The sequence below is a fragment of the Ruegeria sp. AG6 genome, assembly GCF_056541565.1.
Genome location: NZ_JBQFYQ010000015.1, coordinates 36,075 through 59,924, shown reverse-complemented (window position 1 = coordinate 59,924; position 23,850 = coordinate 36,075). Strand labels below are relative to the sequence as shown.

At 58.0% G+C, this 23,850-nt stretch carries 20 protein-coding genes; 3 read left to right on the top strand and 17 right to left on the bottom strand.

The features are described 5' to 3' along the window. The 4 genes from ACR0I0_RS19585 to rpsL form a co-directional block, all read right to left on the bottom strand. Positions 1-91: GTP-binding protein (locus tag ACR0I0_RS19585; RefSeq protein WP_215675807.1), on the bottom strand; the 91-nt coding region annotated here is incomplete at its 3' end. Positions 92-151: 60 nt separating this feature from the next. Next, positions 152-2,269 carry an elongation factor G gene (gene fusA, locus ACR0I0_RS19580; protein ID WP_170347258.1) on the bottom strand — a complete coding sequence of 706 codons (2,118 nt, stop codon included), beginning with the start codon at positions 2,267-2,269 and terminating at the stop codon, positions 152-154. Positions 2,270-2,287: 18 nt separating this feature from the next. After that, a complete protein-coding gene (gene rpsG, locus ACR0I0_RS19575) occupies positions 2,288-2,758 on the bottom strand; it encodes a 30S ribosomal protein S7 (RefSeq protein ID WP_010441203.1) in 471 nt (156 codons plus the stop codon). A 15-nt stretch (positions 2,759-2,773) separates the two neighbouring features. Then, positions 2,774-3,145, bottom strand: coding sequence for a 30S ribosomal protein S12 (rpsL, locus tag ACR0I0_RS19570; protein ID WP_005621086.1), 372 nt, complete (start codon positions 3,143-3,145; stop codon positions 2,774-2,776). A gap of 390 nt (positions 3,146-3,535) precedes the next feature. On the opposite strand from rpsL, the gene ACR0I0_RS19565 reads away from it, so the two are divergent. Continuing rightward, positions 3,536-4,342, top strand: coding sequence for a putative rhamnosyl transferase (locus tag ACR0I0_RS19565; protein ID WP_480492562.1), 807 nt, complete (start codon positions 3,536-3,538; stop codon positions 4,340-4,342). 4 nt (positions 4,343-4,346) lie between these two features. Beyond that, positions 4,347-5,153 (top strand): glycosyltransferase, encoded by an 807-nt coding sequence (locus ACR0I0_RS19560; protein ID WP_171638307.1) that lies wholly within the window; start codon positions 4,347-4,349, stop codon positions 5,151-5,153. Here ACR0I0_RS19560 and ACR0I0_RS19555 read toward each other — a convergent pair. The 9 genes from ACR0I0_RS19555 to rplK all read right to left on the bottom strand — a co-directional run bounded on the left by ACR0I0_RS19555 (position 5,138) and on the right by rplK (position 18,779). Next, complete coding sequence (locus ACR0I0_RS19555) at positions 5,138-6,007, bottom strand: DMT family transporter (protein ID WP_480492561.1); 870 nt, start codon at positions 6,005-6,007, stop codon at positions 5,138-5,140. The genes ACR0I0_RS19560 and ACR0I0_RS19555 overlap by 16 nt on opposite strands. A 90-nt stretch (positions 6,008-6,097) precedes the next feature. Then, entirely contained in the window at positions 6,098-6,580 is a 483-nt protein-coding gene (locus ACR0I0_RS19550) for a hypothetical protein (RefSeq protein WP_171638234.1), read from the bottom strand. 186 nt (positions 6,581-6,766) lie between these two features. After that, positions 6,767-11,008 carry a DNA-directed RNA polymerase subunit beta' gene (gene rpoC / locus ACR0I0_RS19545; RefSeq protein ID WP_171638236.1) on the bottom strand — a complete coding sequence of 1,414 codons (4,242 nt, stop codon included), beginning with the start codon at positions 11,006-11,008 and terminating at the stop codon, positions 6,767-6,769. A 50-nt stretch (positions 11,009-11,058) separates the two neighbouring features. Continuing rightward, positions 11,059-15,195 (bottom strand): DNA-directed RNA polymerase subunit beta, encoded by a 4,137-nt coding sequence (gene rpoB, locus ACR0I0_RS19540; RefSeq protein ID WP_171638238.1) that lies wholly within the window; start codon positions 15,193-15,195, stop codon positions 11,059-11,061. Positions 15,196-15,445: 250 nt separating this feature from the next. After that, entirely contained in the window at positions 15,446-15,823 is a 378-nt protein-coding gene (rplL, locus tag ACR0I0_RS19535) for a 50S ribosomal protein L7/L12 (RefSeq protein ID WP_152459178.1), read from the bottom strand. Positions 15,824-15,902: 79 nt separating this feature from the next. Continuing rightward, on the bottom strand, positions 15,903-16,421 hold the full coding sequence (gene rplJ, locus ACR0I0_RS19530; protein WP_171638240.1) for a 50S ribosomal protein L10: 519 nt from the start codon (positions 16,419-16,421) through the stop codon (positions 15,903-15,905). Between the two features lie 321 nt (positions 16,422-16,742). After that, complete coding sequence (locus ACR0I0_RS19525) at positions 16,743-17,501, bottom strand: nuclear transport factor 2 family protein (protein WP_480492560.1); 759 nt, start codon at positions 17,499-17,501, stop codon at positions 16,743-16,745. Positions 17,502-17,629: 128 nt separating this feature from the next. Then, on the bottom strand, positions 17,630-18,328 hold the full coding sequence (gene rplA / locus ACR0I0_RS19520; protein WP_171638244.1) for a 50S ribosomal protein L1: 699 nt from the start codon (positions 18,326-18,328) through the stop codon (positions 17,630-17,632). 1 nt (position 18,329) lies between these two features. After that, positions 18,330-18,779, bottom strand: coding sequence for a 50S ribosomal protein L11 (rplK, locus tag ACR0I0_RS19515; RefSeq protein ID WP_037314971.1), 450 nt, complete (start codon positions 18,777-18,779; stop codon positions 18,330-18,332). Between the two features lie 382 nt (positions 18,780-19,161). On the opposite strand from rplK, the gene ACR0I0_RS19510 reads away from it, so the two are divergent. Then, positions 19,162-20,391, top strand: a complete 1,230-nt coding sequence (locus ACR0I0_RS19510) for a peptidoglycan-binding domain-containing protein (protein WP_171638246.1) — start codon at positions 19,162-19,164, stop codon at positions 20,389-20,391. A gap of 86 nt (positions 20,392-20,477) precedes the next feature. Here ACR0I0_RS19510 and nusG read toward each other — a convergent pair whose 3' ends face one another. From nusG to ACR0I0_RS19490, 4 genes are all read right to left on the bottom strand, one after another. Beyond that, entirely contained in the window at positions 20,478-21,011 is a 534-nt protein-coding gene (gene nusG, locus ACR0I0_RS19505; RefSeq protein ID WP_152459924.1) for a transcription termination/antitermination protein NusG, read from the bottom strand. Positions 21,012-21,210: 199 nt separating this feature from the next. Then, the gene (gene secE, locus ACR0I0_RS19500; protein ID WP_050605011.1) at positions 21,211-21,408 is read right to left on the bottom strand and encodes a preprotein translocase subunit SecE; all 198 of its coding nucleotides are present in this window, start codon (positions 21,406-21,408) and stop codon (positions 21,211-21,213) included. Positions 21,409-21,507: 99 nt separating this feature from the next. After that, positions 21,508-21,666, bottom strand: coding sequence for a cbb3-type cytochrome oxidase assembly protein CcoS (gene ccoS / locus ACR0I0_RS19495; RefSeq protein ID WP_152459183.1), 159 nt, complete (start codon positions 21,664-21,666; stop codon positions 21,508-21,510). 5 nt (positions 21,667-21,671) lie between these two features. Beyond that, positions 21,672-23,849: a heavy metal translocating P-type ATPase gene (locus tag ACR0I0_RS19490; RefSeq protein WP_480492559.1), complete on the bottom strand. Its 2,178-nt coding sequence runs from the start codon at positions 23,847-23,849 to the stop codon at positions 21,672-21,674. Position 23,850 lies beyond the last annotated feature (1 nt).

Sequence of the window (23,850 nt, the reverse complement as noted above, 5' to 3'; positions counted from 1 at the left end):
CTGCGGTCAGCGTGGTCTTGCCGTGGTCAACGTGGCCAATCGTGCCGATGTTGACGTGCGGTTTTGTACGCTCAAACTTTTCCTTTGCCATGATGGCCTCCTTTTTCGGTAATGAAGGGAGCGTGATACCCACGCTCCCTCAAATCTTCGCTTATGCGTATTTCGCCTGGATCTCGTCCGAGATGTTCTGCGGAACCGGATCGTAGTGGTCGAACTGCATGGTGAACTGGGCACGGCCCGACGACATCGAACGCAGAGTGTTGATGTAGCCGAACATGTTTGCCAGCGGAACGAACGCGTCGATCGCGATTGCGTTGCCGCGCGGTTCCTGACCAGAGACCTGACCACGACGCGACGTCAGGTCGCCGATGATACCGCCGGTGTATTCTTCCGGAGTGATCACTTCGACCTTCATGATCGGTTCCAGCAGCTTCGCGCCAGCTTTGCGCATGCCTTCACGCATACACATACGGGCCGCGATTTCGAACGCCAGAACGCTCGAGTCAACGTCGTGGAACTTACCGTCCAGCAGGGCAACCTTGAAGTCGATCACGGGGAAGCCAGCCAGAGGGCCGCTGTCCATGACCGAGTTGATGCCTTTTTCAACACCGGGGATGTATTCCTTCGGAACGGCACCACCAACGATGCGGCTTTCGAACGAATAACCTTCGCCCGCCTCGGTGGGCTGAATCTCCAGCTTGACTTCGGCGAACTGACCCGAACCACCCGACTGTTTCTTGTGGGTATAGGTGTGCTCGACCGGCATCGAGATGGTTTCACGATAGGCCACCTGCGGTGCACCGATGTTCGCTTCAACCTTGAACTCGCGCTTGAGACGGTCCACCAGGATGTCCAGGTGAAGTTCGCCCATGCCCTTCATGATGGTCTGACCCGATTCCAGATCGGTTTCCACACGGAAGGACGGGTCTTCGGCGGCCAGACGGGCCAGACCCTGAGACATTTTCTCCTGGTCGCCCTTGGTTTTGGGCTCGACCGCGATCTCGATCACCGGATCGGGGAAGGTCATGGTTTCCAGAACCACCGGATCCTTCGCGTCACACAGGGTGTCACCGGTGGTGGTGTCTTTCAGACCCGCCAGCGCGATGATGTCGCCTGCAAACGCTTCTTCGATCTCTTCCCGGTTGTTCGAGTGCATCATCATCATACGACCGATGCGCTCTTTCTTGCCTTTGGTCGAGTTCAGGATCGAGTCACCCTTGTTCAGCACGCCCGAATAAATCCGGGTGAAAGTCAGCGAACCGACGAAGGGATCGTTCATGATTTTGAACGCCAGGCCCGAGAACGCCATGTTGTCGTCGGCACGACGGGCGATGTCACGAACTTCTTCCTCGTCACCGGGTTTGAAGCCCATGTAATCGACAACGTCCAGCGGGCTGGGCAGATAGTCGATCACAGCGTTGAGCAACGGCTGAACGCCTTTGTTCTTGAACGCAGAACCACCCAGTACCGGAACGAACGCGATTTCCAGTGTGCCCTTGCGCAGCAGTTTACGCAGGGTCGGAACGTCGGGCTCATTGCCTTCCAGGTATTCCATCATCGCGTCGTCGTCCATTTCGACGGCCGCTTCGATCATCTTGCCGCGCCATTCTTCAGCCATGTCTTTCAGGCTGTCGCGGATGGGGGCTTTGATCCAGCTTGCGCCCAGGTCTTCACCCTGCCACAGCCATTCTTCCATGGTGACCAGGTCGATCAGACCTTCCAGCTCAGATTCGGCGCCAATCGGGATACCAACCGGAACAGCACGTGCGCCGGTGCGGTCTTCGATCATGCGAACGCAGTTGAAGAAGTCTGCGCCGATCTTGTCCATCTTGTTAACGAAAACCATACGCGGAACCTTGTAGCGGTCAGCCTGACGCCACACGGTTTCGGTCTGGGGCTCAACACCGGCGTTTGCGTCCAGAACGCAGACGGCACCGTCGAGAACCGCCAGCGAGCGTTCGACTTCGATGGTGAAGTCAACGTGGCCAGGGGTGTCGATGATGTTCAGGCGGTGCTTGGGGGTATCGGCGGTTTTACCGTCCTCGGTGCGTTCCCAGAACGTGGTGGTCGCAGCCGAAGTGATGGTGATGCCGCGTTCCTGCTCCTGCTCCATCCAGTCCATGGTGGCTGCACCGTCGTGCACCTCACCGATGTTGTGGGATTTACCAGTGTAATACAGGATACGCTCCGAGCAGGTGGTCTTACCTGCGTCGATGTGCGCCATGATACCGAAGTTACGGTATAGTTCGAGCGGATATTCGCGTGCCATTTGGATAAGCCTCTAGAATTACCAGCGGTAATGGCTGAAGGCTTTGTTCGCCTCGGCCATCTTGTGGGTGTCTTCGCGCTTCTTAACGGCAGTACCGCGGGACTGTACGGCGTCCAGCAGTTCGCCGGCGAGGCGTTCTTCCATGGTGTTTTCGTTGCGGCCGCGCGCAGCGGTGATCAGCCAGCGGATGGCCAGAGCTTCGCGGCGCTCGGGGCGCACTTCGACCGGAACCTGGTAGGTTGCACCACCAACCCGGCGCGAGCGAACCTCGACCGAAGGTTTGATGTTGTCGAGCGCTTCGTGGAACACTTCGACAGGAGCGCGCTTTACCTTGTTCTCAACGCGGTCAAATGCGTTGTAGACGATGCGCTCTGCGACCGACTTCTTGCCGTCGATCATCAGGTTGTTCATGAATTTGGTCAGTACCTTGTCGCCAAATTTGGCGTCAGGCAGGACTTCGCGTTTTTCGGCGGCGTGACGACGTGACATATCAGCCTCTCCTTCTTACTTGGGACGCTTCGCGCCGTATTTCGAACGACGTTGCTTACGGTCTTTGACGCCCTGAGTATCCAGAACACCGCGCAGGATGTGGTAACGCACACCGGGAAGGTCTTTCACACGGCCGCCACGGATCAGAACAACCGAGTGTTCCTGCAGGTTGTGGCTTTCACCAGGGATGTACGAGATGACCTCGAACCCGTTGGTCAGGCGCACCTTGGCAACCTTACGCATCGCCGAGTTCGGCTTTTTAGGCGTTGTGGTATAGACACGTGTGCAGACACCGCGCTTTTGCGGGCACTGCTCCAGGTGCATGGACTTCGAGCGTTTGACTTTGGGCTGCCGCGGCTTGCGGATCAGCTGTTGAATAGTTGGCATTCCGGTTCTTTCCCCGTTTTGCAACACACATGACATGCACGCGCGTTGCGTGCGGCTAAATTCGCTGCACTTATGCGTCCACAAGCGCAAAACCCACGAGCGTTCCCATTCCGAGGTGAACGTCGCGGTTGGTTCTCAGAGGGCGCGAACTGCAAAATTGTCCGGGCCTTGACCAGTTCATTACTGGAATCGGCTACGGGGCGGCCCCCGGTACCGAGATGACGCGCGTATAGGGGGAGTCGGCCCAAGTGTCAACAGCACTATACCGGCGCCCCGGCGCGCGCGTTGAATGCAGCCTGTAGGATTGCCATTCCTGCGCGCCGCTGTCCCGGTTGCGGCTGAACCGCCGCAAGGGCATAGTCGGGTCGAATATCTCCTGATGGATTACAGATGCAAGTGATTGGCCTTTGCCGGTTTTCCTATCCCGCAACCGGCGGTTTTCGGCTGAACCGGGATACGATCGAAGAGCAACGGCAATTTCTGTATGCCCCCGACAGGCTGGAAGAACGCTTTCGTCTTTTCGAGGCGATCACCCTGCCCGGTTTTCGCACCCAGACCGATGAGACGTTCGAGTTGTTTGTTTTGACCGGGACGTGCCTGCCTCAGATCCATGCGGACCGGCTGCGCGACCTGACCGCCGGGATTAAACAGATCCGTATCATTGCAAAAAAACCAGGGGATCATAAGCAGATTGTACGAGAGGTGCTGAACACCGCCCGCGCGGACCCGCATCAGCCGTGCCTACAGTTTCGGCATGATGACGATGACGCCGTTTCCGTTGATTTCATAGAACGCCTCCGCGCTGCTGTTGTCGAAAACACAGGGCTGATGCTGCAGAGCGAGTCCGTCGGTATAGATTTCAATCAAGGGTACATCGCCCGGCGCGAAGCCCACGGAATTCGGGCAGCTCGGGTCTATCGATCGCTGCTGGGCGTTGGCCTGGGCATGCATGTTCAAGCCGGAAGCACGCGGACGATATTTGACCGGTTGCACAACAGGCTCGCCCGGTTCATGCCCGTGGTCAGCTATCCGGACACGCCCATGTGGGTTAGGATGCTGCACGATTTCAACGACTCGGACCACGCGCGCAAAGATACCAGCGAGTTGTCGCCTTTCACGCCTGAACATGCTGAAGACTTGCGGGTACGGTTCTCGATCGACCCTGACGCGTTCGAGGCCAGATATGCGGCGCGCTGAGAAAATGCAGGTCATCGGTCTTTGCCGGTTTTCCTATCCCGCAATTGGCGGCTTTCAGACAACGCACGAGAGCGTCGAAGATAGACGGCAATTCCTGTACCAGCACGACAGGTTGGAAGAACGGTTTCGCCTGTTCGAGACGGTCGCCCTGCCCGGTTTCAAAAAACAGTCCGACGAAGATTTCCAGTTGGTGATCGTGGTCGGCCACTGCCTGCCCAAGCTGGCATTTGACCGCCTCAACGATCTGACCGGTGGGCTGAAACAGGTGCGCATAGTCGCGAAACCTCCGGGGCGTCACAGAAAAGTCATGCAGGATGTCCTGAATTCGGCACGGACCGATCCCGACCAACCCTGCCTTCAGTTTCGCCACGACGATGATGATGCAGTGGCCGTGGATTTTGTCGAGCGGTTCCGGGGCTGTGTCAGGGAATGTGTCGGCTTGTTCGAAAGGCACGCGATGGTCGCCGTTGACTTCAACTGCGGTTATCTGGCCCGCGCCAATTCCGAGGGGATACAGGCCACGCGCGTGCATCGCCCGTTGATCACTGCCGGTCTGGGAATGTACGTGCGGGGCGGGCAGCGGAAGTCGATCATGAATTTTGCCCATAACAGGATCAACCGCGCGATGCCCGTTGTGACCCGACCCGACAGTCCGATGTGGGTAAGAGGATTGAACCGGTTCAATGACTCACCGCGAACCAGAAACATGGATGTCGCGCTCAACCCTCTTACCCGGCAGCAGGAGCTCGAGTTTCAAACCCGTTTCGCCATTGATCCGGACATGGTCAGACGGAGTCACGCCAAGCCCTGACGCGCACGTGCCCGGAACAAGGTGAACAGACCGGCACCCACGATCAGGACAGCACCCAGCATCGTCAGGCTGTCAGGCCATTCGTCAAACACGACCCAACCCAACCCGAGCGCCCAGATCAGACTGGAATATCTGAATGGTGCAACGAATCCGACATCTCCCTGACGCATGACCATGACGCTGAACAAATAGCCAAGCATCACAAACACGGCCGCCGCCGCGACCAGGGAACCCGCCGTTGCCGAAACCACAACCCATCCTTCGAAAACCGAGGCTATTGCCGCGGCCCCCGCTATGGAAACCGAGGTGGCAAGGGTAACCAGCATTGACGGCACGTCGGCTGACATGCGTCGCGTGATGAGGTCCCGAACTGTAATCGAAACCACTGCAACCAGCGCATAGATGGAATACACGCTGAACCCCTCTGGCCCGGGTCTTACGATCAGCAGCATTCCGACGAACCCCACGGCGATTGCCAAAGCGCGTCGCCAACCAACCTGTTCGGAAAAAACCAAAGCAGCACCCAATGTTACCGTAAGCGGCAATGCCTGAAGAATGGCCGTAACATTGGCAAGCGGCATGTTCTTCAGCGCCGTCAGGAAAAAGAATGTCGCCGCCAGCTCTGCAAGGCAGCGCAGTGCAACCAGCCACTTGTCATGGCGCGAAAAATTCAGATGCAACGTGCCCAGTGACCGGGCAAGTACATAGATCAGAAATACAGCCAGGAACCCGCGCATGGCCACCAACTGAAACAATGGCAGATCCTGCAAGGCAACCTTCACCAGCGTATCGTTCAAGGTAAAGGCAGCCATGCTGCCCATCATCAGCAAAGCGCCTTTGGTGTTTGGAGTCATGCTGCTTCGGGCTCCGGGGCTATTGATCGCCCCGCATTGGCCGCCGAGTCGGGTTGGATGTCAATAACGCACCACGGGGTACAGAGATCATCAACCGAATGGGAGGATGGTCCCGAACAGGTTCAGGCTGGAAGGCTCTGTCGTGTCTTTTACAAACTCAACCCAGTCTTCCCCGTATACAAGTTCGAAAAACACAGGATATTTCCACACGAAATTATGAAAGGAAAAGGTCGTCACCAACGCACCAACCGTGAGCGCCCCGGCGAACTCTCGCAGTTTACCTTTCAGAAACAGCATAACCATGATGCAGGCCCCGCCTGCGAGGCCGAGGCTGACGAAATCCTGCGTTCCCACCTTGCCGGGCACCGGAATGCCAACCGACTGATATTGAATCAGGCGGGACAGGAAGACCGCAATAACACCCAGTATAAAAGCCCCCAGAAACGCAGCGGGATAACCCAGACGTTGCCAGATACTCTCGGTTCGAGGCAGAGGCGACTTGCGTGTGCTTTCTTCTGAACGCTTCTTGATCCGTGCCACACGGTCCTCGAAAGAGTTGCCTTTGGTGTCCATTGTTCAGCTCAATATAATCCGAAAACACAGAATATCGCTAAACCACTGATTGAAGAACCACAAGCCTGATGCAATCGCGTCAAAGGCTGTGCTCTGTCACGACGGTTCACAATTGCGCACCTGGAGCGGCAACAAAAAAGGCCCCACGAAATCGCAGGGCCTTTTTTTGGTTTTGAATGACGCGGTTTATTCGCGGCTTTCCGGTGTTTCGACCAGAACGTCCAGCTCATCCCCGACCATATCATCATCCATGATCGGTGCGGCCAGGGCGGCGGCGGCCTCGGCCTCTTCCCGGCGGGCTTCGATCACCACATTGTCACGCGACTGCGCGATGTGGCGGACAGCCTGCGTTGCCCCTCCGGTACCGGCGGGGATCAGACGACCGACGATGACGTTCTCTTTCAGGCCGACCAGCTTGTCCTTCTTGCCCTGAACCGAAGCTTCGGTCAGCACGCGGGTGGTCTCCTGGAACGACGCCGCCGAGATGAACGAGCGCGTCTGCAACGAGGCCTTGGTGATCCCCAACAGGATCGGCTCACCCTGAGCAGGGCGACCACCGCGGGCGATGGTCTTTTCGTTGGCCGCGTCAAACTCCTGCTTGTCGACATGTTCGCCCTTCAACAGGGTGGTGTCACCCGAATCTAGGATCTCCCACTTCTGCAGCATCTGGCGCACGATGACCTCGATGTGCTTGTCGTTGATCTTCACGCCCTGCAGACGATACACGTCCTGCACCTCGTCGATCATGTAATCCGCCAGCGCTTCGACACCCATGATGGACAGGATGTCATGCGGAGCCGGGTTACCGTCCATCAGGTATTCACCCTTCTGGATGAAGTCCCCTTCGGCGACCGGGATGTGCTTGCCCTTGGGCACCATGTACTCGATGGTCTCCATGGACTCGTCAGCCGGCTCGATGCTGATGCGGCGTTTGTTCTTGTAGTCGCGGCCAAAGCGCACGTAACCATCGGCCTCGGCGATGATCGCGTGATCTTTCGGACGGCGGGCTTCGAACAGTTCGGCCACACGCGGCAGACCACCTGTGATGTCCTTGGTCTTGGCACCTTCGCGCGGGATACGCGCGACGACGTCACCGGCTTCGACCTTCTGGCCGTCTTCGACCGACAGGATCGCATCCACCGACATCGGATAGTGAACCGGGTTGCCCGCATCGTTGCGGACCGGCTCGCCATCTTCGCCAACCAGAATGATCTCGGGCTTGAGGTCACTGCCCTTGGGGGCGGCGCGCCAGTCGATCACGATCTTCTGGGTCATGCCAGTTGCTTCGTCGGTCTCGTCGCGGACAGCGAGGCCCGAAACCAGATCGACATATTTTGCAGTACCGGCTTTCTCGGCGATGATCGGCAGGGTGTAGGGATCCCACTCGAACAGCTTGTCGCCACGGGCCACCTTAGTGCCGTCCTTGACGAACAGCTTGGAGCCGTAGCCCAGCTTGTGGCTGGCACGCTCTTCGCCGTGTTCGTCCTTGATCACCAGCTTCATGTTCCGGCCCATGACCAGGCTTTCGCCGGCTGCGTTGACCAGAATCTGCGGGTTCTCGAAGGAAACGATACCTTCCTGGCTGGCTTCCTGGAACGACTGCTGACCACCCTGCGCAACACCACCGATGTGGAAGGTCCGCATGGTCAGCTGTGTACCGGGTTCACCGATCGACTGCGCCGCGATGATGCCGACAGCTTCACCTGTGTTCACCATTGTACCGCGTGCAAGGTCACGACCGTAGCAGGTCGCACAGACGCCTTCCTCGGACTCACATGTCAGAGGCGAGCGGATGCGCATCGACTGAACGCCGGCTTCGTCGATGGTGTCGGCCATACGTTCGTCGATCAGCTGACCGGCTGCGACGATCACCTCATCGGTGCCCGGACGCAGAACATCGTCAGCCGCCACACGGCCTAGCACACGTTCGGCCAGCGAGGCGACAACCTCACCGTCGTTCACGGCTGCTTCGGCGGTGATCGCACGCTCGGTGCCGCAGTCGATCTCACGAACGATACAGTCCTGCGCCACATCCACCAGACGACGGGTCAGGTAACCCGAGTTCGCCGTCTTCAGAGCGGTATCCGAAAGACCCTTACGGGCACCGTGGGTCGAGTTGAAGTACTCGAGAACGGTCAGACCTTCTTTAAAGTTCGAGATGATCGGCGTCTCGATGATGTCACCGTTCGGTTTGGCCATCAGGCCACGCATACCGCCCAGCTGTTTCATCTGAGTAACCGAGCCACGCGCACCCGAGTGGGCCATCATGTAGACCGAGTTCGGCTCCATGTCCGACCCGTCTTCGGCCTTGGCAACGTCCGAGATCGTGCTCATCATTGCCTCGGTCACGCGGTCGTTACACTTCGACCAGGCATCAACAACCTTGTTGTACTTTTCGCCCTGAGTGATCAGGCCGTCCATGTACTGCTGTTCAAAGTCTTTCACCTGACTGCGGGTGTCATCGACGATGCTCCACTTGTCGCCTGGGATGACCATGTCATCCTTGCCGAACGAGATGCCCGCCTTGAACGCTTCTTTGAAGCCCATCGACATGATTTGGTCACAGAAGATAACCGACTCTTTCTGACCGCAGTAACGGTAGACAGTGTCGATCACCTGCTGCACTTCTTTCTTCCGCAGCAAGCGGTTGACCAGCTCGAACGGCGCCTTGTTGTTCATCGGCAGCAACGCACCCAGACGCAGACGGCCCGGAGTGGTTTCATAGCGCTTCTGAACTTCGTTGCCTTCCTCGTCGATCTGCGTGATCCGGGCAGTGATTTTCGAGTGCAGATGCACCTCACCCGCGTCCAGCGCGTGCTGAACTTCGTCGATCGAACCAAAGACCTTGCCTTCACCCGGCATGCCTTCGCGTTCCAGGGTCACATAGTACAGACCCAGGATCATATCCTGCGACGGAACGATGATCGGCGCGCCGTTTGCAGGCGACAGAACGTTGTTCGTCGACATCATCAGAACACGGGCTTCCAGCTGCGCCTCAAGGCTCAGCGGGACGTGAACGGCCATCTGGTCGCCGTCGAAGTCGGCGTTGAAGGCCGAACAGACCAGCGGGTGCAGCTGGATGGCTTTACCTTCGATCAGGACCGGCTCGAACGCCTGAATGCCCAGACGGTGCAGCGTCGGCGCACGGTTCAGCATGACAGGGTGTTCGCGGATCACCTCGTCGAGGATATCCCACACTTCGGGACGCTCTTTCTCGACCAGTTTCTTCGCCTGTTTCACAGTCGAAGACAGACCCTTGGCTTCAAGGCGCGAGTAGATGAACGGCTTGAACAGTTCCAGCGCCATCTTCTTGGGCAGACCACACTGGTGCAGCTTGAGTTCCGGACCGGTCACGATGACCGAACGGCCCGAGAAGTCGACGCGTTTCCCCAAAAGGTTCTGACGGAAGCGACCCTGCTTACCTTTCAGCATGTCCGACAGCGATTTCAGCGGACGCTTGTTGGCGCCGGTGATCACGCGGCCACGACGGCCGTTGTCGAACAGAGCGTCAACGGATTCCTGCAGCATCCGCTTTTCGTTGCGGACGATGATGTCAGGCGCGCGCAGTTCGATCAGACGCTTCAGACGGTTGTTCCGGTTGATGACGCGGCGATACAGATCGTTCAGATCCGAAGTCGCAAAACGGCCACCATCCAGCGGAACCAGCGGACGCAGTTCCGGCGGAATAACCGGGATCACGGTCATCACCATCCACTCGGGCCGGTTGCCCGACTCGAGGAAGGATTCAACAACCTTCAGACGCTTGATGATCTTCTTGGGCTTCAGCTCGCCGGTTGCTTCGGCCAGATCAGCGCGCAGCTGTTCTGCTTCGGCTTCCAGATCGATCTGGGCCAGCATCTCACGGATGGCTTCGGCACCGATATTCGCGGTGAACGCGTCCATGCCATAGGCATCCTGCGCGTCCATGTACTCTTCTTCGGTCAGCATCTGGCCGTAGGTCAGGTCGGTCAGACCGGGCTCGATGACGACGTAGTTTTCAAAGTACAGAACGCGTTCCAGATCGCGCAGCGTCATGTCCAGCATCAGACCAATGCGGGACGGCAGCGATTTCAGGAACCAGATATGCGCAACGGGCGCGGCCAGTTCGATATGACCCATACGCTCGCGGCGGACTTTTTGCAGGGTGACTTCCACACCGCATTTCTCGCAGACAACGCCGCGATACTTCATCCGCTTATATTTGCCGCACAGACATTCATAATCTTTGATCGGGCCAAAGATGCGCGCGCAGAACAGGCCGTCACGTTCAGGCTTGAACGTCCGGTAGTTGATGGTTTCGGGTTTCTTGATCTCGCCATAGGACCAAGACAGAATCCGCTCGGGCGACGCCAGTGAGACCTTGATCTCGTCGAATACTTTCGGCGGCGTCAGCGGGTTGAACGGGTTGTTGGTGATTTCCTGGTTCATTTGTTACCTCAAATCTTGCGGAAGGGGGGACGGGAGAAAGGGCAAGGCCCTTACTCCTCAACCTCCGCATCCAGGAGTTCCATATTCAGGCCGAGGCCACGGACTTCTTTCACCAGAACGTTGAACGATTCCGGCACGCCCGCTTCAAAGTTATCCTCGCCCTTGACGATCGACTCATAGACCTTGGTCCGGCCGGCGACGTCATCCGATTTCACCGTCAGCATCTCCTGCAGGGTGTAGGCGGCGCCGTAAGCTTCCAGAGCCCAGACCTCCATCTCACCAAAGCGCTGACCACCGAACTGCGCCTTACCACCCAGCGGCTGCTGGGTCACCAGGCTGTACGGCCCGGTCGAACGCGCGTGGATCTTGTCGTCCACAAGGTGGTGCAGTTTCAGCAGGTACTTGATGCCCACGGTGACCGGACGCGCGAATTGCTCACCGGTACGACCGTCGAACAGGATCGACTGACCGCTTTCCGAGAAGCCCGCGCGCACCAGAGCGTCGTTGACGTCAGCCTCTTTGGCGCCGTCAAAGACCGGGGTTGCGATCGGAACACCGCGAGTGACGTTGCTGGCCGCTTCGATCAGCTGGTCCTCGTCCATGCCGCTGATGCCCTCTTCATAGACATCCTCGCCATAGGCGTGTTTCATCGCGTCACGTACCGGCGTCAGATCGCCCGAACGGCGGTATTCCTGTAGCGCCTCATCGATGTTCAGACCCAGACCGCGTGCGGCCCAACCCATGTGGGTTTCAAGGATCTGACCAACGTTCATACGCGACGGCACACCCAGCGGGTTCAGACAGAAATCAACCGGCGTACCATCGGCCAGGAACGGCATGTCTTCCATCGGAACGACCTTGGAAATCACACCCTTGTTCCCGTGACGACCAGCCATCTTGTCGCCCGGCTGCAACTTGCGCTTCACGGCAATGAAGACTTTGACCATCTTCATCACACCCGGCGGCAGATCGTCGCCACGACGGACTTTCTCGACCTTGTCCTCGAAACGGGCGTCCAGAGCGCGCTTTTGCACTTCGTACTGCTCGTTCAGAGCTTCGACGATCTGTGCATCCTGCTCGTCTTCCAGCGCCAGCTGCCACCACTGACCACGGGTCAGGGTTTCCAGCAGCTCCTCGGTGATCACCGACCCTGCCTTGACGCCTTTCGGGCCTTTGACAGCGGTTTTACCCAGGATCAGACCTTGCAGACGCGCATAGATGTTGCGGTCAAGGATCGCCAGCTCGTCGTCCCGGTCACGGGCCAGACGTTCGACTTCCTCACGCTCGATCTGCAGCGCACGCTCGTCTTTCTCGACACCGTGACGGTTGAAGACGCGAACCTCAACGACCGTACCGTAGTCGCCCGGCTTCACGCGCAGCGAGGTGTCGCGCACGTCAGATGCTTTTTCACCAAAGATGGCGCGCAGCAGCTTTTCTTCCGGGGTCATTGGGCTTTCGCCCTTCGGAGTGATCTTGCCGACCAGAATATCGCCCGGCTCAACATCCGCACCGATGTAAACGATGCCCGCCTCGTCGAGGTTGCGCAGCGCTTCTTCACCGACATTCGGGATGTCGCGAGTGATTTCTTCCGGACCCAGCTTGGTGTCACGGGCGGCGACTTCAAATTCCTCGATATGAACCGAGGTAAAGACGTCGTCACGCGCGATACGCTCCGAGATCAGGATCGAGTCTTCGTAGTTGTAACCGTTCCACGGCATGAACGCGACGACCACGTTCTTACCCAGGGCCAGTTCACCCATATCGGTCGACGGACCATCGGCAATGACTTCGCCCTTCTGGACGGTGTCACCCACCTTGATCAGCGGACGCTGGTTGATGCAGGTGTTCTGGTTCGAACGCTGGAACTTGCGCAGACGATAGATGTCAACGCCAGCGTCGCCCAGTTCCAGATCTTCAGTGGCGCGGATAACGATACGCTGGGCATCGACCTGGTCGATGATACCGGCGCGTTTCGCCTGGATCGCAGCACCCGAGTCGATCGCAACCTTTTCCTCGATGCCGGTACCGACCAGCGGTGCCTCGGCCCGCAGCAGCGGAACCGCCTGACGTTGCATGTTCGAACCCATCAGAGCGCGGTTGGCGTCGTCGTTTTCGAGGAACGGGATCAGCGATGCAGCAACCGAGACCAGCTGTTTCGGCGACACGTCGATCAGGTCCACATTCTCGCGCGGGGCAAGCGTGTAGTCACCCGCCTGACGGGTCGAAACCAGATCGTTGATGAACTTGCCATCCGTATCCAACGTCGCGTTGGCCTGTGCCACGGTGTGACGCATTTCCTCGGTCGCGGACATGTAGTGGACCTCGTCGGTCACCTGCCCGTCTTGTACGACGCGATAAGGGGTTTCGATGAAGCCGTACTTGTTCACGCGGGCGAAGGTGGCCAGCGAGTTGATCAGACCGATGTTCGGACCTTCGGGCGTTTCGATCGGGCACATCCGGCCATAGTGGGTTGGGTGAACGTCGCGCACCTCAAAGCCCGCACGTTCACGAGTCAGACCACCGGGGCCAAGCGCCGAAAGACGGCGTTTGTGGGTAACCTCGGACAGCGGGTTGGTCTGGTCCATGAACTGCGACAGCTGCGAGCTGCCGAAGAATTCACGAACCGCGGCCGCCGCCGGTTTCGCGTTGATCAGGTCCTGTGGCATGACGGTGTCGATCTCGACTGACGACATACGCTCTTTGATTGCGCGCTCCATGCGCAGCAGGCCGACGCGGTACTGGTTTTCCATCAGTTCGCCGACCGAACGCACACGACGGTTGCCGAGGTGGTCGATATCGTCCACATCGCCTTTGCCGTCGCGCAGCTCCACCAGCGCCTTGATACAGGCCACGATGTCTTCGCGGCGCAGGGTACGCAGGGTGTCAGGCGCATCCAGTGCCAGACGCATATTCATCTTCACGCGGCCAACAGCGGACAGATCATACCGCTCGCTGTCGAAGAACAACGTGTCGAACAGAGCCGACGCAGCCTCGACGGTGGGCGGCTCACCCGGACGCATAACGCGGTAGATGTCCATCAGCGCGCTTTCACGGTTCAGGTTCTTGTCCTGAGCCATGGTGTTGCGCATGTAGGGGCCGACATTGACGTTGTCGATGTCCAGTACCGGGATGTCGGTGATACCCGCGTCGATCAGTTCCTTGACGGTACCGCCGATCAGGTCGCCATCCTTGTCGTATTCCAGGGTCAGCTCATCACCGGCTTCGACATAGATCGCGCCGGTTTCTTCGTTGATGATGTCCTTGGCGACAAACTTGCCGACGATGTGATCAAACGGAACCAGCAGATCAGTGACGGTGCCTTCGTCGATCAGCTTCTTGACCGCGCGTGGGGTAACTTTCTTGCCCGCTTCGGCAATCACTTCACCGGACTTGGCGTCAACCAGATCATAGGTCGGGCGGGTGCCGCGCACGCGCTCGGGGAAGAACGGTGTCACCCAACCCTTATTCTTGTCCAGCTTGTAGGACACGGTGTTGTAATACGCGTCCATGATCGCTTCCTGATCCAGACCCAATGCATAAAGCAGGGTTGTCACAGGCAGTTTGCGGCGACGGTCGATCCGGGCGAACACGATGTCCTTGGCGTCAAACTCGAAGTCCAGCCAGCTGCCGCGATACGGGATGATGCGGCAGGCAAACAGCAGCTTGCCCGAGGAATGAGTCTTGCCTTTGTCGTGGTCAAAGAACACGCCGGGCGAACGGTGCATCTGCGATACGATCACACGCTCGGTCCCGTTCACGACAAAAGTGCCGTTCGGCGTCATCAAAGGCATATCGCCCATGAAGACATCCTGCTCCTTGATGTCCTTTACCGATTTTGCGCCGGTGTCCTCATCGACATCGAACACGATCAGACGCAAGGTAACCTTCAGCGGTGCGCTGTAGGTCATGTCGCGCTGCATGCACTCTTCGACGTCGTATTTGGGTTTTTCCAGATCGTATTTCACGAATTCCAGAACGGAGGTTTCGTTGAAATCCTTGATCGGGAAAACCGACTGGAACACGCCTTTGATGCCTTCGCCGTCAGTGGGCTGCTCTGCATCGCCGGAGCGCAGGAAAAGATCATAAGAAGATTTCTGGACCTCAATGAGGTTCGGCATTTCCAGCACTTCGCGGATTTTGCCGTAATATTTACGAAGACGTTTCTGGCCAAGGAACGTTTGAGCCATGTCAGATGTCACCTTTCGATGTTCTCAGCGGGCAAAGACACCGTCGGGCCCCGGCATCTTGCACAATCGAGACAACACGTCCGGATCAATTCATGGCCACCGTCCCGAAGGCGGCCTCCCGATCCGAAAACCGTGTCTTAGAAAACGCCTCGCGTCTTGAGGCCCTTTCTAAGACAGGTTCGGCTGGACCCGGATTTCTCCGGACCCAGCCAAATTTTTCGGCACATCAGCGATGCACCTGAGACCAAGCTTAGGCCAGCTCGACTTCGGCGCCAGCTGCTTCCAGCTTGGCTTTGACGTCTTCTGCTTCTGCTTTGTCCACGCCTTCTTTGATCTTGCCGCCGGCTTCGACCAGTTCTTTGGCTTCTTTCAGGCCCAGGCCGGTGATGCCGCGAACTTCTTTGATGACGTTGATTTTCGATGCGCCGGCGTTCTTCAGAACGACGTCGAATTCGGTTTTTTCTTCCTCAGCTGCACCGCCGGCGTCGCCAGCTGCACCTGCGACCATTACGGCGCCGCCAGCTGCGGGCTCGATGCCGTATTCGTCTTTGAGGATGGTTTTCAGTTCTTGTGCTTCCAGCAGGGTCAGACCCACGATGCTTTCTGCGAGTGCTTTCAGATCAGCCATTTTATCAGCTCTTTCCGTTTACAGTGTGTGTTCCAACGTCAGGGCAAATGCCCCACGCAGATCATTCAGTGCCAACCGCTTACGCAGCTTCCGCCTTCTCTTCGATGGTGGAAAGGATGCTTGCGATATTGCTTGCAGGTGCGCCAATCGCGCCGGCGATGTTCGAAGCAGGTGCGCCAATGCAGCCCACGATCGAAGCAATAAGCTCCTCGCGAGACGGCATTTTCGAAACAGCTTCGACGCCTTTGCGGTCCAGAGCGTTCTCGCCCATTGCACCGCCAAGGATTTCGAACTTCTTGTTCTCCTTGGCGAAGTCCTCGGCCACTTTGGCTGCTGCCACAGGGTCCTCGGAATAGGTCAGAACGGTCATCCCTGTCAGCAGGTCGGCCATGCTTTCACACGGCTTACCCTCAAGGGCGATTTTGGCGAGCCTGTTTTTGGCAACACGCACGGAACCGCCCGCTTCGCGTGCACGCGCGCGCAGGTCCTGCATCTCGGCAACTGTCAGACCGGCGTAGTGGGCAACCACTACGACGCCAGAGCTTTCGAAGATTTGGCCGAGTTCCTCGACCACTTTCTCTTTCTGGGCTCTATCCACAGTTCTCTCCAAGTTAGGGGCGAAATCTCACCCCGGCTCATATTTGCCGCAGCTTTCGCTCCGGCGTTCAGGTCCTTGTTACGGGATTGGCCAAAATGCGCCCGAGGGTGGGACCCCCAGAATTCTTTGGTCTTACCCGTCTCAGGCAGGGAATTAAGGGGCCGAATGGACCCACCCACCGTCTTGGACGAAACGAAACAAAGCGCACGACGAATCGCACGCTTTGTTCCGCAGGTCTTCTTAGGGCAGATAGAGGAGGTTTCCAAGGGGTAAATTACACCCAATTCAGATCATACAACACCCAAGTTCCAAGGGCATGTGTCAGAACTTCCCGTTGTCGTTTTTCCATTCCTTGCGCGGCGGAACCGCTTCGATGGTGTTCCAATGTTCGACGATCCGATCAGCGTCCCAGCGATACAAATCATAAAAGCTGGAATGCACCCCATTTCTTTCCCCTTCGCACACGCAAAGGACGAAATTTCCCTCTGCCAAAACCCGATGCAAATGCTTGTAGACAAATTTTGTCCCGCTTTCGCTTGTTCCTTCCAACACGTTCTTGAGCGCTACGATTCCGTCGGCCATGTCCGGATTGTGCTGTTTTAGATCCTCTGCAACAAAGTCCGCCAATCTGTCAAACCTGCGCTTTATCAGAACGTCTGTGACAAACATGCTGCTAGCGGCTCGGTTTTCTTCCGTCTTCTCCAGGTCCGTTACTTCGGTGTGACCATCCAGCATTACACGCCCAGAAAGGTTTGGACCGCGTAAGGGCTGAATGTTGTCCCAATGCTCTACGGCTTTGCCATCTTCGAACCGAAACACCTCAAACGCGGCGCGCAGGCTACTGAAATCGTACTCGATATGCGCAAAGGCAAAGTCGCCATCCTCGAAAACCCTTTTGAATGTAACCTTGGGCGAGGTTTTGGACAGCCTTGCGAACAGGTCGGCAATACCTTCGCTGCCTTCGTGAGTTTGAGGGTTGTGCTGGATGTACTTCTCTTCATTCACAACCGCTGCCGCCATGGCGTCACCGGTTTCCAATCCCTTAAGAAATCTTTGGAGGAGTTCGCGCTTAGTTTCCATAGCCATGGTCCGTTCGATTGCCAGAACTGAAATGCATGCGATTTATCTTCGCACCGAACCCGGCAAAATGAAAATCCCGGGCAGTTTGCACCACCCGGGATCAATACTTTACAGCAGATTTGTCTGGCTTACTCGCCCGAGGCCTCTGCTACATCAACGGTCACACCGGGGCCCATGGTCGAGCTCAGCGCGATTTTCTTCATATAGGTGCCTTTGGCGCCCGACGGTTTCGCCTTGGCAACAGCCGAGACAAACGCGCGGACGTTTTCAGCCAGTTTGGCTTCGTCGAACGACGCTTTGCCAACACCGGCATGCACAACGCCGCCTTTTTCCGCCTTGAACTGAACTTCACCGCCCTTGGCTGCTTCCACGGCCGCTTTCACGTCCATGGTCACGGTACCAACCTTGGGGTTTGGCATCAGGTTGCGGGGGCCCAGAACTTTACCCAGACGACCGACGATCGGCATCATGTCCGGGGTTGCGATGCAGCGATCGAATTCGATGGTGCCGCCCTGAATGGTTTCCATCAGGTCTTCTGCGCCAACGATGTCCGCACCTGCTTCTTTCGCCTCATCGGCCTTGGGGCCACGAGCGAAAACAGCAACGCGCATCGCTTTACCGGTGCCGTTCGGCAGGCCGACAACGCCGCGAACCATCTGGTCCGCGTGGCGGGTGTCAACACCCAGGTTCAGTGCGATTTCGATGGTCTCGTCGAATTTCGAGGTTGCATTGGCTTTGACCAGGGCAACTGCTTCTTCAACCGACAGGTTTTCCTTGCCGGCGACAGCTTCGCGCGCAGCGCGGGTACGTTTACCGAGTTTTGCCATCTTACTTCACCTCGATGCCCATAGAGCGGGCCGAGCCCAGGATGATCTGCATTGCGCCTTCGACGTCGTTGGCGTTCAGATCTTTCATTTTGGCTTCGGCGATTTCACGAACCTGCTTCGAGGTCACGGTGGCCACTGTCTCACGACCGGGGTTTTCCGCGCCACGGGGGCGGTTACGCTTGCCGACCGGCTTCAGACCAGCTGCTTTTTTCAGGTAATAAGACGCGGGCGGCGTCTTGATGTCCATGGTGAAGGACTTGTCCTGATAATAGGTGATCACGGTTGGGCAAGGTGCGCCCTGCTCCATGTCTGCGGTCTTGGCGTTGAACGCCTTGCAGAATTCCATGATGTTGATGCCGCGCTGACCCAGCGCCGGACCAACTGGCGGCGACGGGTTCGCCTGACCTGCAGGAACCTGCAGTTTCATTGTACCAGCAAGCTTCTTGGCCATTTGGTTTTCCTTTCAACTTGGGTGAAACGCGTCCCACCCAGATTATGTTGCGTGGTCCGGTCCGGGATCGCGACCCCGGCAACCTCCCACGAGAGAATCTCGCCCGAAGACGATAGAGGCGGCGTTTACATGGGATCAGGAGAGATGACAAGTGGTTGGCGCACCATTCGGGTTGTACCGAATCAAACCCTGAGAGGATTCTTGCTGCCTGCGTGATTACACGCGAATGTCCGCGCGGTTCCAAATTCCTCTAACAATTTGCGAAGACATGTAAAACCGCCAGTTTTTAGCCAATTGAACGCGACATTGGCGCTTGCTTCGCCACAACGCAGATGCCCGTGCTATACTCCTTAAAAATTGTGATTATTGGTGGAGGTTAATTATGATACTTCGTTTAGCTTTAACTCTTGGCATCGCCTTTTCTCTTGCTGCTGCCATCCCTCAAACGGCGCGGGCCGACGCTGGAGAGTTTCTTGGTGGTGCGGTCGTCGGCGGGATCGTTGGTTACGCAATCGGCAAGGACCAACAAAAGAAGAAATCTCAGAGAACAACTACATCGAACCGCACCTATCGGTCAGGCATTCCGTCGACCACGCAAGGCGCGCAAACCCAGACCGCGCTCAATTACTTCGGGTACAATGCAGGAAGGGTCGATGGTCAGGTCGGTCGTGGCACCCGGTCCGCAATCGAACGCTATCAGGCCTCGATGGGTTATCCTATAAATGGCTATGATTTTCAGCCGTATCAGTATGATTTTCTGATGCAAGCCTACTATTGGGCCACAAGCGGTGGACAGGCAACGACTCAACTTGCGGGCCAACCGCTTCTGATGGCGTATCGCCGTCAGGTGCAGACGGGATCTGCTTTGGCTACTGCCCCTCAGGCGCCGGCACAAGCCGCCCCGGCACAACCTGTTCCGGTTGCGACACCGCAAGAACCTGAGCCGGAGACAACCGAAACAACGTCTGCCAGCCTGCCGAGCCTGTTTTCCGGCGGCACCGGAGGCCCGTCGCTGGCCAATCGCTGTAGCGGGGTCATGCTGCAAACATCTACCAATGGCGGCTATACGACCCTGGCGAACATGTCCGATCCCGACTTTGCGCTCAGCGAACAGTTCTGTCTTGCCCGCAGCTACGCGATGGCGCGCGGTGAAGATCTGATTCAGGATATCCAGGGGCTGACGCCGGAGCAGGTGAGTGCTCAATGCGACTCGTATGGTGAAATGGTGGCGCCTCAGGTTGATGCTCTGTCTATCAATTCGAAAACCGAGGCTGAAACCCAGATGCGCAAGCTGGCGCTGGACTCGGGCCTCAGCCCCCAAGATCTTGCCGCGACAAGTAAGGTTTGCCTTGCGATTGGCTATCGTCAGGACAACATGGATGCCGCGCTTGGGTCTGCCCTGATGTTGGTCGCAATGGGTGAGCCCGCCTATGGCGAACTGATTGGCCACCATCTGCGCGAAGGCTTCGGTGTACAGAAACGTCGCGATCTTGCGATGCAGTGGTATGACGCGAGCCTGTCGGCCCTGGACGCCGGATCGCAGGCTGTGTTCCTGCCCTCGCAGACCGACCGCCCGCAACTTTTGCGCGCGGCCATGGTGCAGGCGCAATAGGTCGACACGTTTTCAGCGAATACCCAATCAAAAAACACCGCGTTGCCCTTGGCATCGCGGCGTTTCAATTCTCGAGGAGTGTTTCCTCAGCTCTGCTTGGTGACCTGCGTGAAATCCAGCTCGACCGGAGTTTCCCGGCCGAAGATCGAAACCGAAACCTTCAGCTTCTGGTTTTCGTCGTCCACACCTTCGACCATGCCGTCGAAATCTTCGAACGGGCCATCGTTGACTTTGACCTTCTCACCGACCTCGAAGCTGATCATCAGCTTGGGTGCTTCTTCACCTTCCTGAACACGGTTCAGGATCTGGTTCACTTCGGCGTCGCGCATCGGCATCGGGCGGCCTTGCGGGCCCAGGAAACCGGTGACGCGGTTGATCGAGTTGATCAGGTGGTACCCCTGATCCGACATTTCCATATGCACCAGAACGTAACCAGGCATAAATCGGCGTTCGGTCGTGACCTTCTTGCCCCGGCGCACTTCGATCACCTCTTCGGTGGGCACCAGAACTTCGTCGATATCGTCCTCAAGGCCCTGTTCAGCCACCGACGTGCGGATCTGTTCTGCGATCTTCTTTTCGAAATTCGAAAGAACGCTGACCGAGTACCACCGTTTCGCCATGAACCTGTCGTCCTTGTTTGTCTTCGGGGTATCAAGCGTACCGGACACACCCGTCATTAAAATCTTGCCACGCCATCCGGAATAAAAAGCGGCGCGCAGCCCGAATCGCCACACGCCCATTCCGAATAGTACCGCGTCACCTACTCTGACATTGCCCGCAGCGCAAGGGGGCAGAGACGTTTCAGCGCGCTGATCCCGTCTAGCTGAAAGCACCCAGGATCAGTTGAAGACCACCCCGGATACCCAAATCGACCAAAGCGAAAAATACAGCCGTCAGCGCCGCCATGATGAAGACCATTACCGTGGTCAACAGCACCTCGCGCCGGGTCGGCCAGACGACCTTGGAGACTTCGGCACGGACTTGCTGAATGAACTGGATCGGATTGGTGGTGGCCATTTGGCGTGTTCTCTCTGCTAGCGGATGGGCCGGACATAGCCGGGCATTGCGGCAATTTCAAGGGCAGTTGGTTCAACTCTGCCTCTATGGGGCATTCGTTCAGGGTTTGGGTTTGTCATCCCATTCGTCGCTCAGGATCCGGCGCGCGTCACCTTCGGGGTCTTCGTACTGGTTCGTACGAACGGTATATACGAAGGCGGCCAGACCAACGCCCCCCAGGAACAGGGAAATCGGGATCAGATAAGCAAGCACTTCCATTCAGATTACCTCAACCGCAGGGCGTTCAGGGACACGGTAATGGACGAGGTCGACATCGCCAAGGCCGCGATCAGCGGTGTCGCCAGTCCGATCACGGCCAGAGGAACGGCGATCACATTGTAAACGGTTGCGATCTGGAAGTTTTCGCGAATGCGTCTGGTGGCTTTGACGGCCGTGTCACACGCATCCGCAATGGGCGAAAGATCATTGCCCAACAGCACGATATCTGACGCGACCCGCGCCGCATCCAGCGCAGAGGCCGGAGAGATCGACACATGCGCCGCCGCCAAAGCGGCGGTATCGTTCAGCCCGTCGCCAACCATCAGAACTTTGTGGCCTTCATCGCTGAGATCCTGAATGCGTCTTGCCTTGTCCTGCGGCAAAGCCTCGGCGATCCAATCCGCAATTCCCAGTTTTTCCGCCAAGGCGCGCACCGCCCCCTGCGAATCCCCTGAAATCAGAAGCACACGCTTGCCCGAAGCACGCAGGGCATCCACCGCCTCAGCGGCGCCCGGGCGCAACGCGTCCGAGAATCGGAAGGCCACGGGTGCGTCCTCGCCGATTGCCAGCCAGGCCGAAGTGTCTGTGCCCTGATCCGCGCCGACCCAGGCCGCCCGCCCCAGACGAACACGCTGACCACGGAATTCGCCCTCGGTGCCATAGCCGGGAACCTCGGCTACTCCCCGCACATTTGCTGGTTTGATGCCTGCCGCACGCGCCGCTTTTGCCAATGATACGGACAAGGGATGTGCAGAAGCCTCGGCCAGCGCCAGAGCGACCTCGACCTTGGCCCGTGCATGGTCTGCCAGATTGACCAGTTCCGGTGCGCCGGATGTCAGCGTTCCCGTCTTGTCGAATACAACTGTGTCAGCTTCGGACAGCCGTTCCAGTGCTGTGGCGTGCTTGATCAGCATTCCCTTGCGGAACAACCGGCCCGACGCGGCCGTGGTTACCGCTGGCACGGCCAGACCCAACGCACAGGGGCAGGTAATAATCAGAACAGCCGCCGCGATGTTCAGCGCCGTGCGCAAATCACCGGAATAGATGTACCACCCAACAAAGCTGAGCGCCGACAGAATGTGAACGCCGGGCGCATACAGCTTGGCAGCCTTATCGGCCAACGAGGTGTACCGGGACCGGCCAGACTCGGCGATGGCGACCAGATCAGCCATACGATGGAGCGACGTGTCTTCCCCGACCGCCGTTGCCCGGATTGTCAACGGACCCGTCAGGTTGACTTCACCCGCGCTCACAGCCTGCCCGGCCTCGGCAAAGACTGGCACCGTCTCGCCCGTCAGAAGGGATCGATCCAGTTCGGACTGACCCGACACGATCTGGCCGTCCACGGGCATGCGCCCACCTGGTCGGACAAGGATCAGATCTCCGACGCACAACTCGGCAACGGGAACTTCATCTTCAATCCCATCGGCGACACGAATGGCGCGGGGAACTTCCAACGCGGTCAATTCTTCGGCCGCAGATCGCGCCGCGGCACGGGTGCGGTAATCCAGATACCGTCCGGCCAGCAGAAAGAAGGTCAATGTCAGGGCTGCGTCGAAATAGGCATGCTCGCCGCTCAACGCGGTTTCCCACAGCGACGTGACCAGCGCCAACAGGATCGCCAGTACAATCGGCACATCCATATTCAGCCGTCGCACGCGCAGGGCGCTCCAGGCATTGGCAAAGAACGGCTGGGCCGAGAACGCAATGGCCGGCAGCGCGATGGCCGCTGAAATCCAGTGGAACATGTCCCGCGTTGCATCCGTCGCACCTGACCAGACCGACACCGACAGCAACATCACGTTCATGGATGCAAACCCGGCCACGGCCAGCCGCATCAGAAGATCACGCCCGGCCTTGTCCGTCTGGGTTGCGGACAAAGCCCCCGGATCAAGCTCATGTGCTTCGAATCCTGCCTGTTCAAGCACCGGGATCAGATCGCTTGCACGCGTTTCCGGCGTGGCTTTGATCATCGCGCGTTTGAGCGTCAGGTTCACCCGGGCGTCTTCGACACCGGGATGCGCGTTCAGTTCACGCTCGACCGTCGCGATACAAGCCGAGCAATGAATGCCCGGCAGCGACAAGGCGATCTGCACATCCTCCGGTATGGGCCGGGCCGGTTCTGCCGGGGCCGCAAGGCAGCCTGGGCAGGCTGCTGTGCCGGATGAAAGCTGAGCCGTCATG

What these genes read in the sequence shown, in the direction of transcription:
- fusA (WP_170347258.1), bottom strand. Translation starts at nt 2,269, where the DNA reads ATGGCACGCGAATATCCGCTCGAACTATACCGTAACTTCGGTATCATG.
- rpsG (WP_010441203.1), bottom strand. Translation starts at nt 2,758, where the DNA reads ATGTCACGTCGTCACGCCGCCGAAAAACGCGAAGTCCTGCCTGACGCC.
- rpsL (WP_005621086.1), bottom strand. Translation starts at nt 3,145, where the DNA reads ATGCCAACTATTCAACAGCTGATCCGCAAGCCGCGGCAGCCCAAAGTC.
- ACR0I0_RS19565 (WP_480492562.1), top strand. Translation starts at nt 3,536, where the DNA reads ATGCAAGTGATTGGCCTTTGCCGGTTTTCCTATCCCGCAACCGGCGGT.
- ACR0I0_RS19560 (WP_171638307.1), top strand. Translation starts at nt 4,347, where the DNA reads ATGCAGGTCATCGGTCTTTGCCGGTTTTCCTATCCCGCAATTGGCGGC.
- ACR0I0_RS19555 (WP_480492561.1), bottom strand. Translation starts at nt 6,007, where the DNA reads ATGACTCCAAACACCAAAGGCGCTTTGCTGATGATGGGCAGCATGGCT.
- ACR0I0_RS19550 (WP_171638234.1), bottom strand. Translation starts at nt 6,580, where the DNA reads ATGGACACCAAAGGCAACTCTTTCGAGGACCGTGTGGCACGGATCAAG.
- rpoC (WP_171638236.1), bottom strand. Translation starts at nt 11,008, where the DNA reads ATGAACCAGGAAATCACCAACAACCCGTTCAACCCGCTGACGCCGCCG.
- rpoB (WP_171638238.1), bottom strand. Translation starts at nt 15,195, where the DNA reads ATGGCTCAAACGTTCCTTGGCCAGAAACGTCTTCGTAAATATTACGGC.
- rplL (WP_152459178.1), bottom strand. Translation starts at nt 15,823, where the DNA reads ATGGCTGATCTGAAAGCACTCGCAGAAAGCATCGTGGGTCTGACCCTG.
- ACR0I0_RS19525 (WP_480492560.1), bottom strand. Translation starts at nt 17,501, where the DNA reads ATGGAAACTAAGCGCGAACTCCTCCAAAGATTTCTTAAGGGATTGGAA.
- rplA (WP_171638244.1), bottom strand. Translation starts at nt 18,328, where the DNA reads ATGGCAAAACTCGGTAAACGTACCCGCGCTGCGCGCGAAGCTGTCGCC.
- rplK (WP_037314971.1), bottom strand. Translation starts at nt 18,779, where the DNA reads ATGGCCAAGAAGCTTGCTGGTACAATGAAACTGCAGGTTCCTGCAGGT.
- ACR0I0_RS19510 (WP_171638246.1), top strand. Translation starts at nt 19,162, where the DNA reads ATGATACTTCGTTTAGCTTTAACTCTTGGCATCGCCTTTTCTCTTGCT.
- nusG (WP_152459924.1), bottom strand. Translation starts at nt 21,011, where the DNA reads ATGGCGAAACGGTGGTACTCGGTCAGCGTTCTTTCGAATTTCGAAAAG.
- secE (WP_050605011.1), bottom strand. Translation starts at nt 21,408, where the DNA reads ATGGCCACCACCAATCCGATCCAGTTCATTCAGCAAGTCCGTGCCGAA.
- ccoS (WP_152459183.1), bottom strand. Translation starts at nt 21,666, where the DNA reads ATGGAAGTGCTTGCTTATCTGATCCCGATTTCCCTGTTCCTGGGGGGC.
- ACR0I0_RS19490 (WP_480492559.1), bottom strand. Translation starts at nt 23,849, where the DNA reads ATGACGGCTCAGCTTTCATCCGGCACAGCAGCCTGCCCAGGCTGCCTT.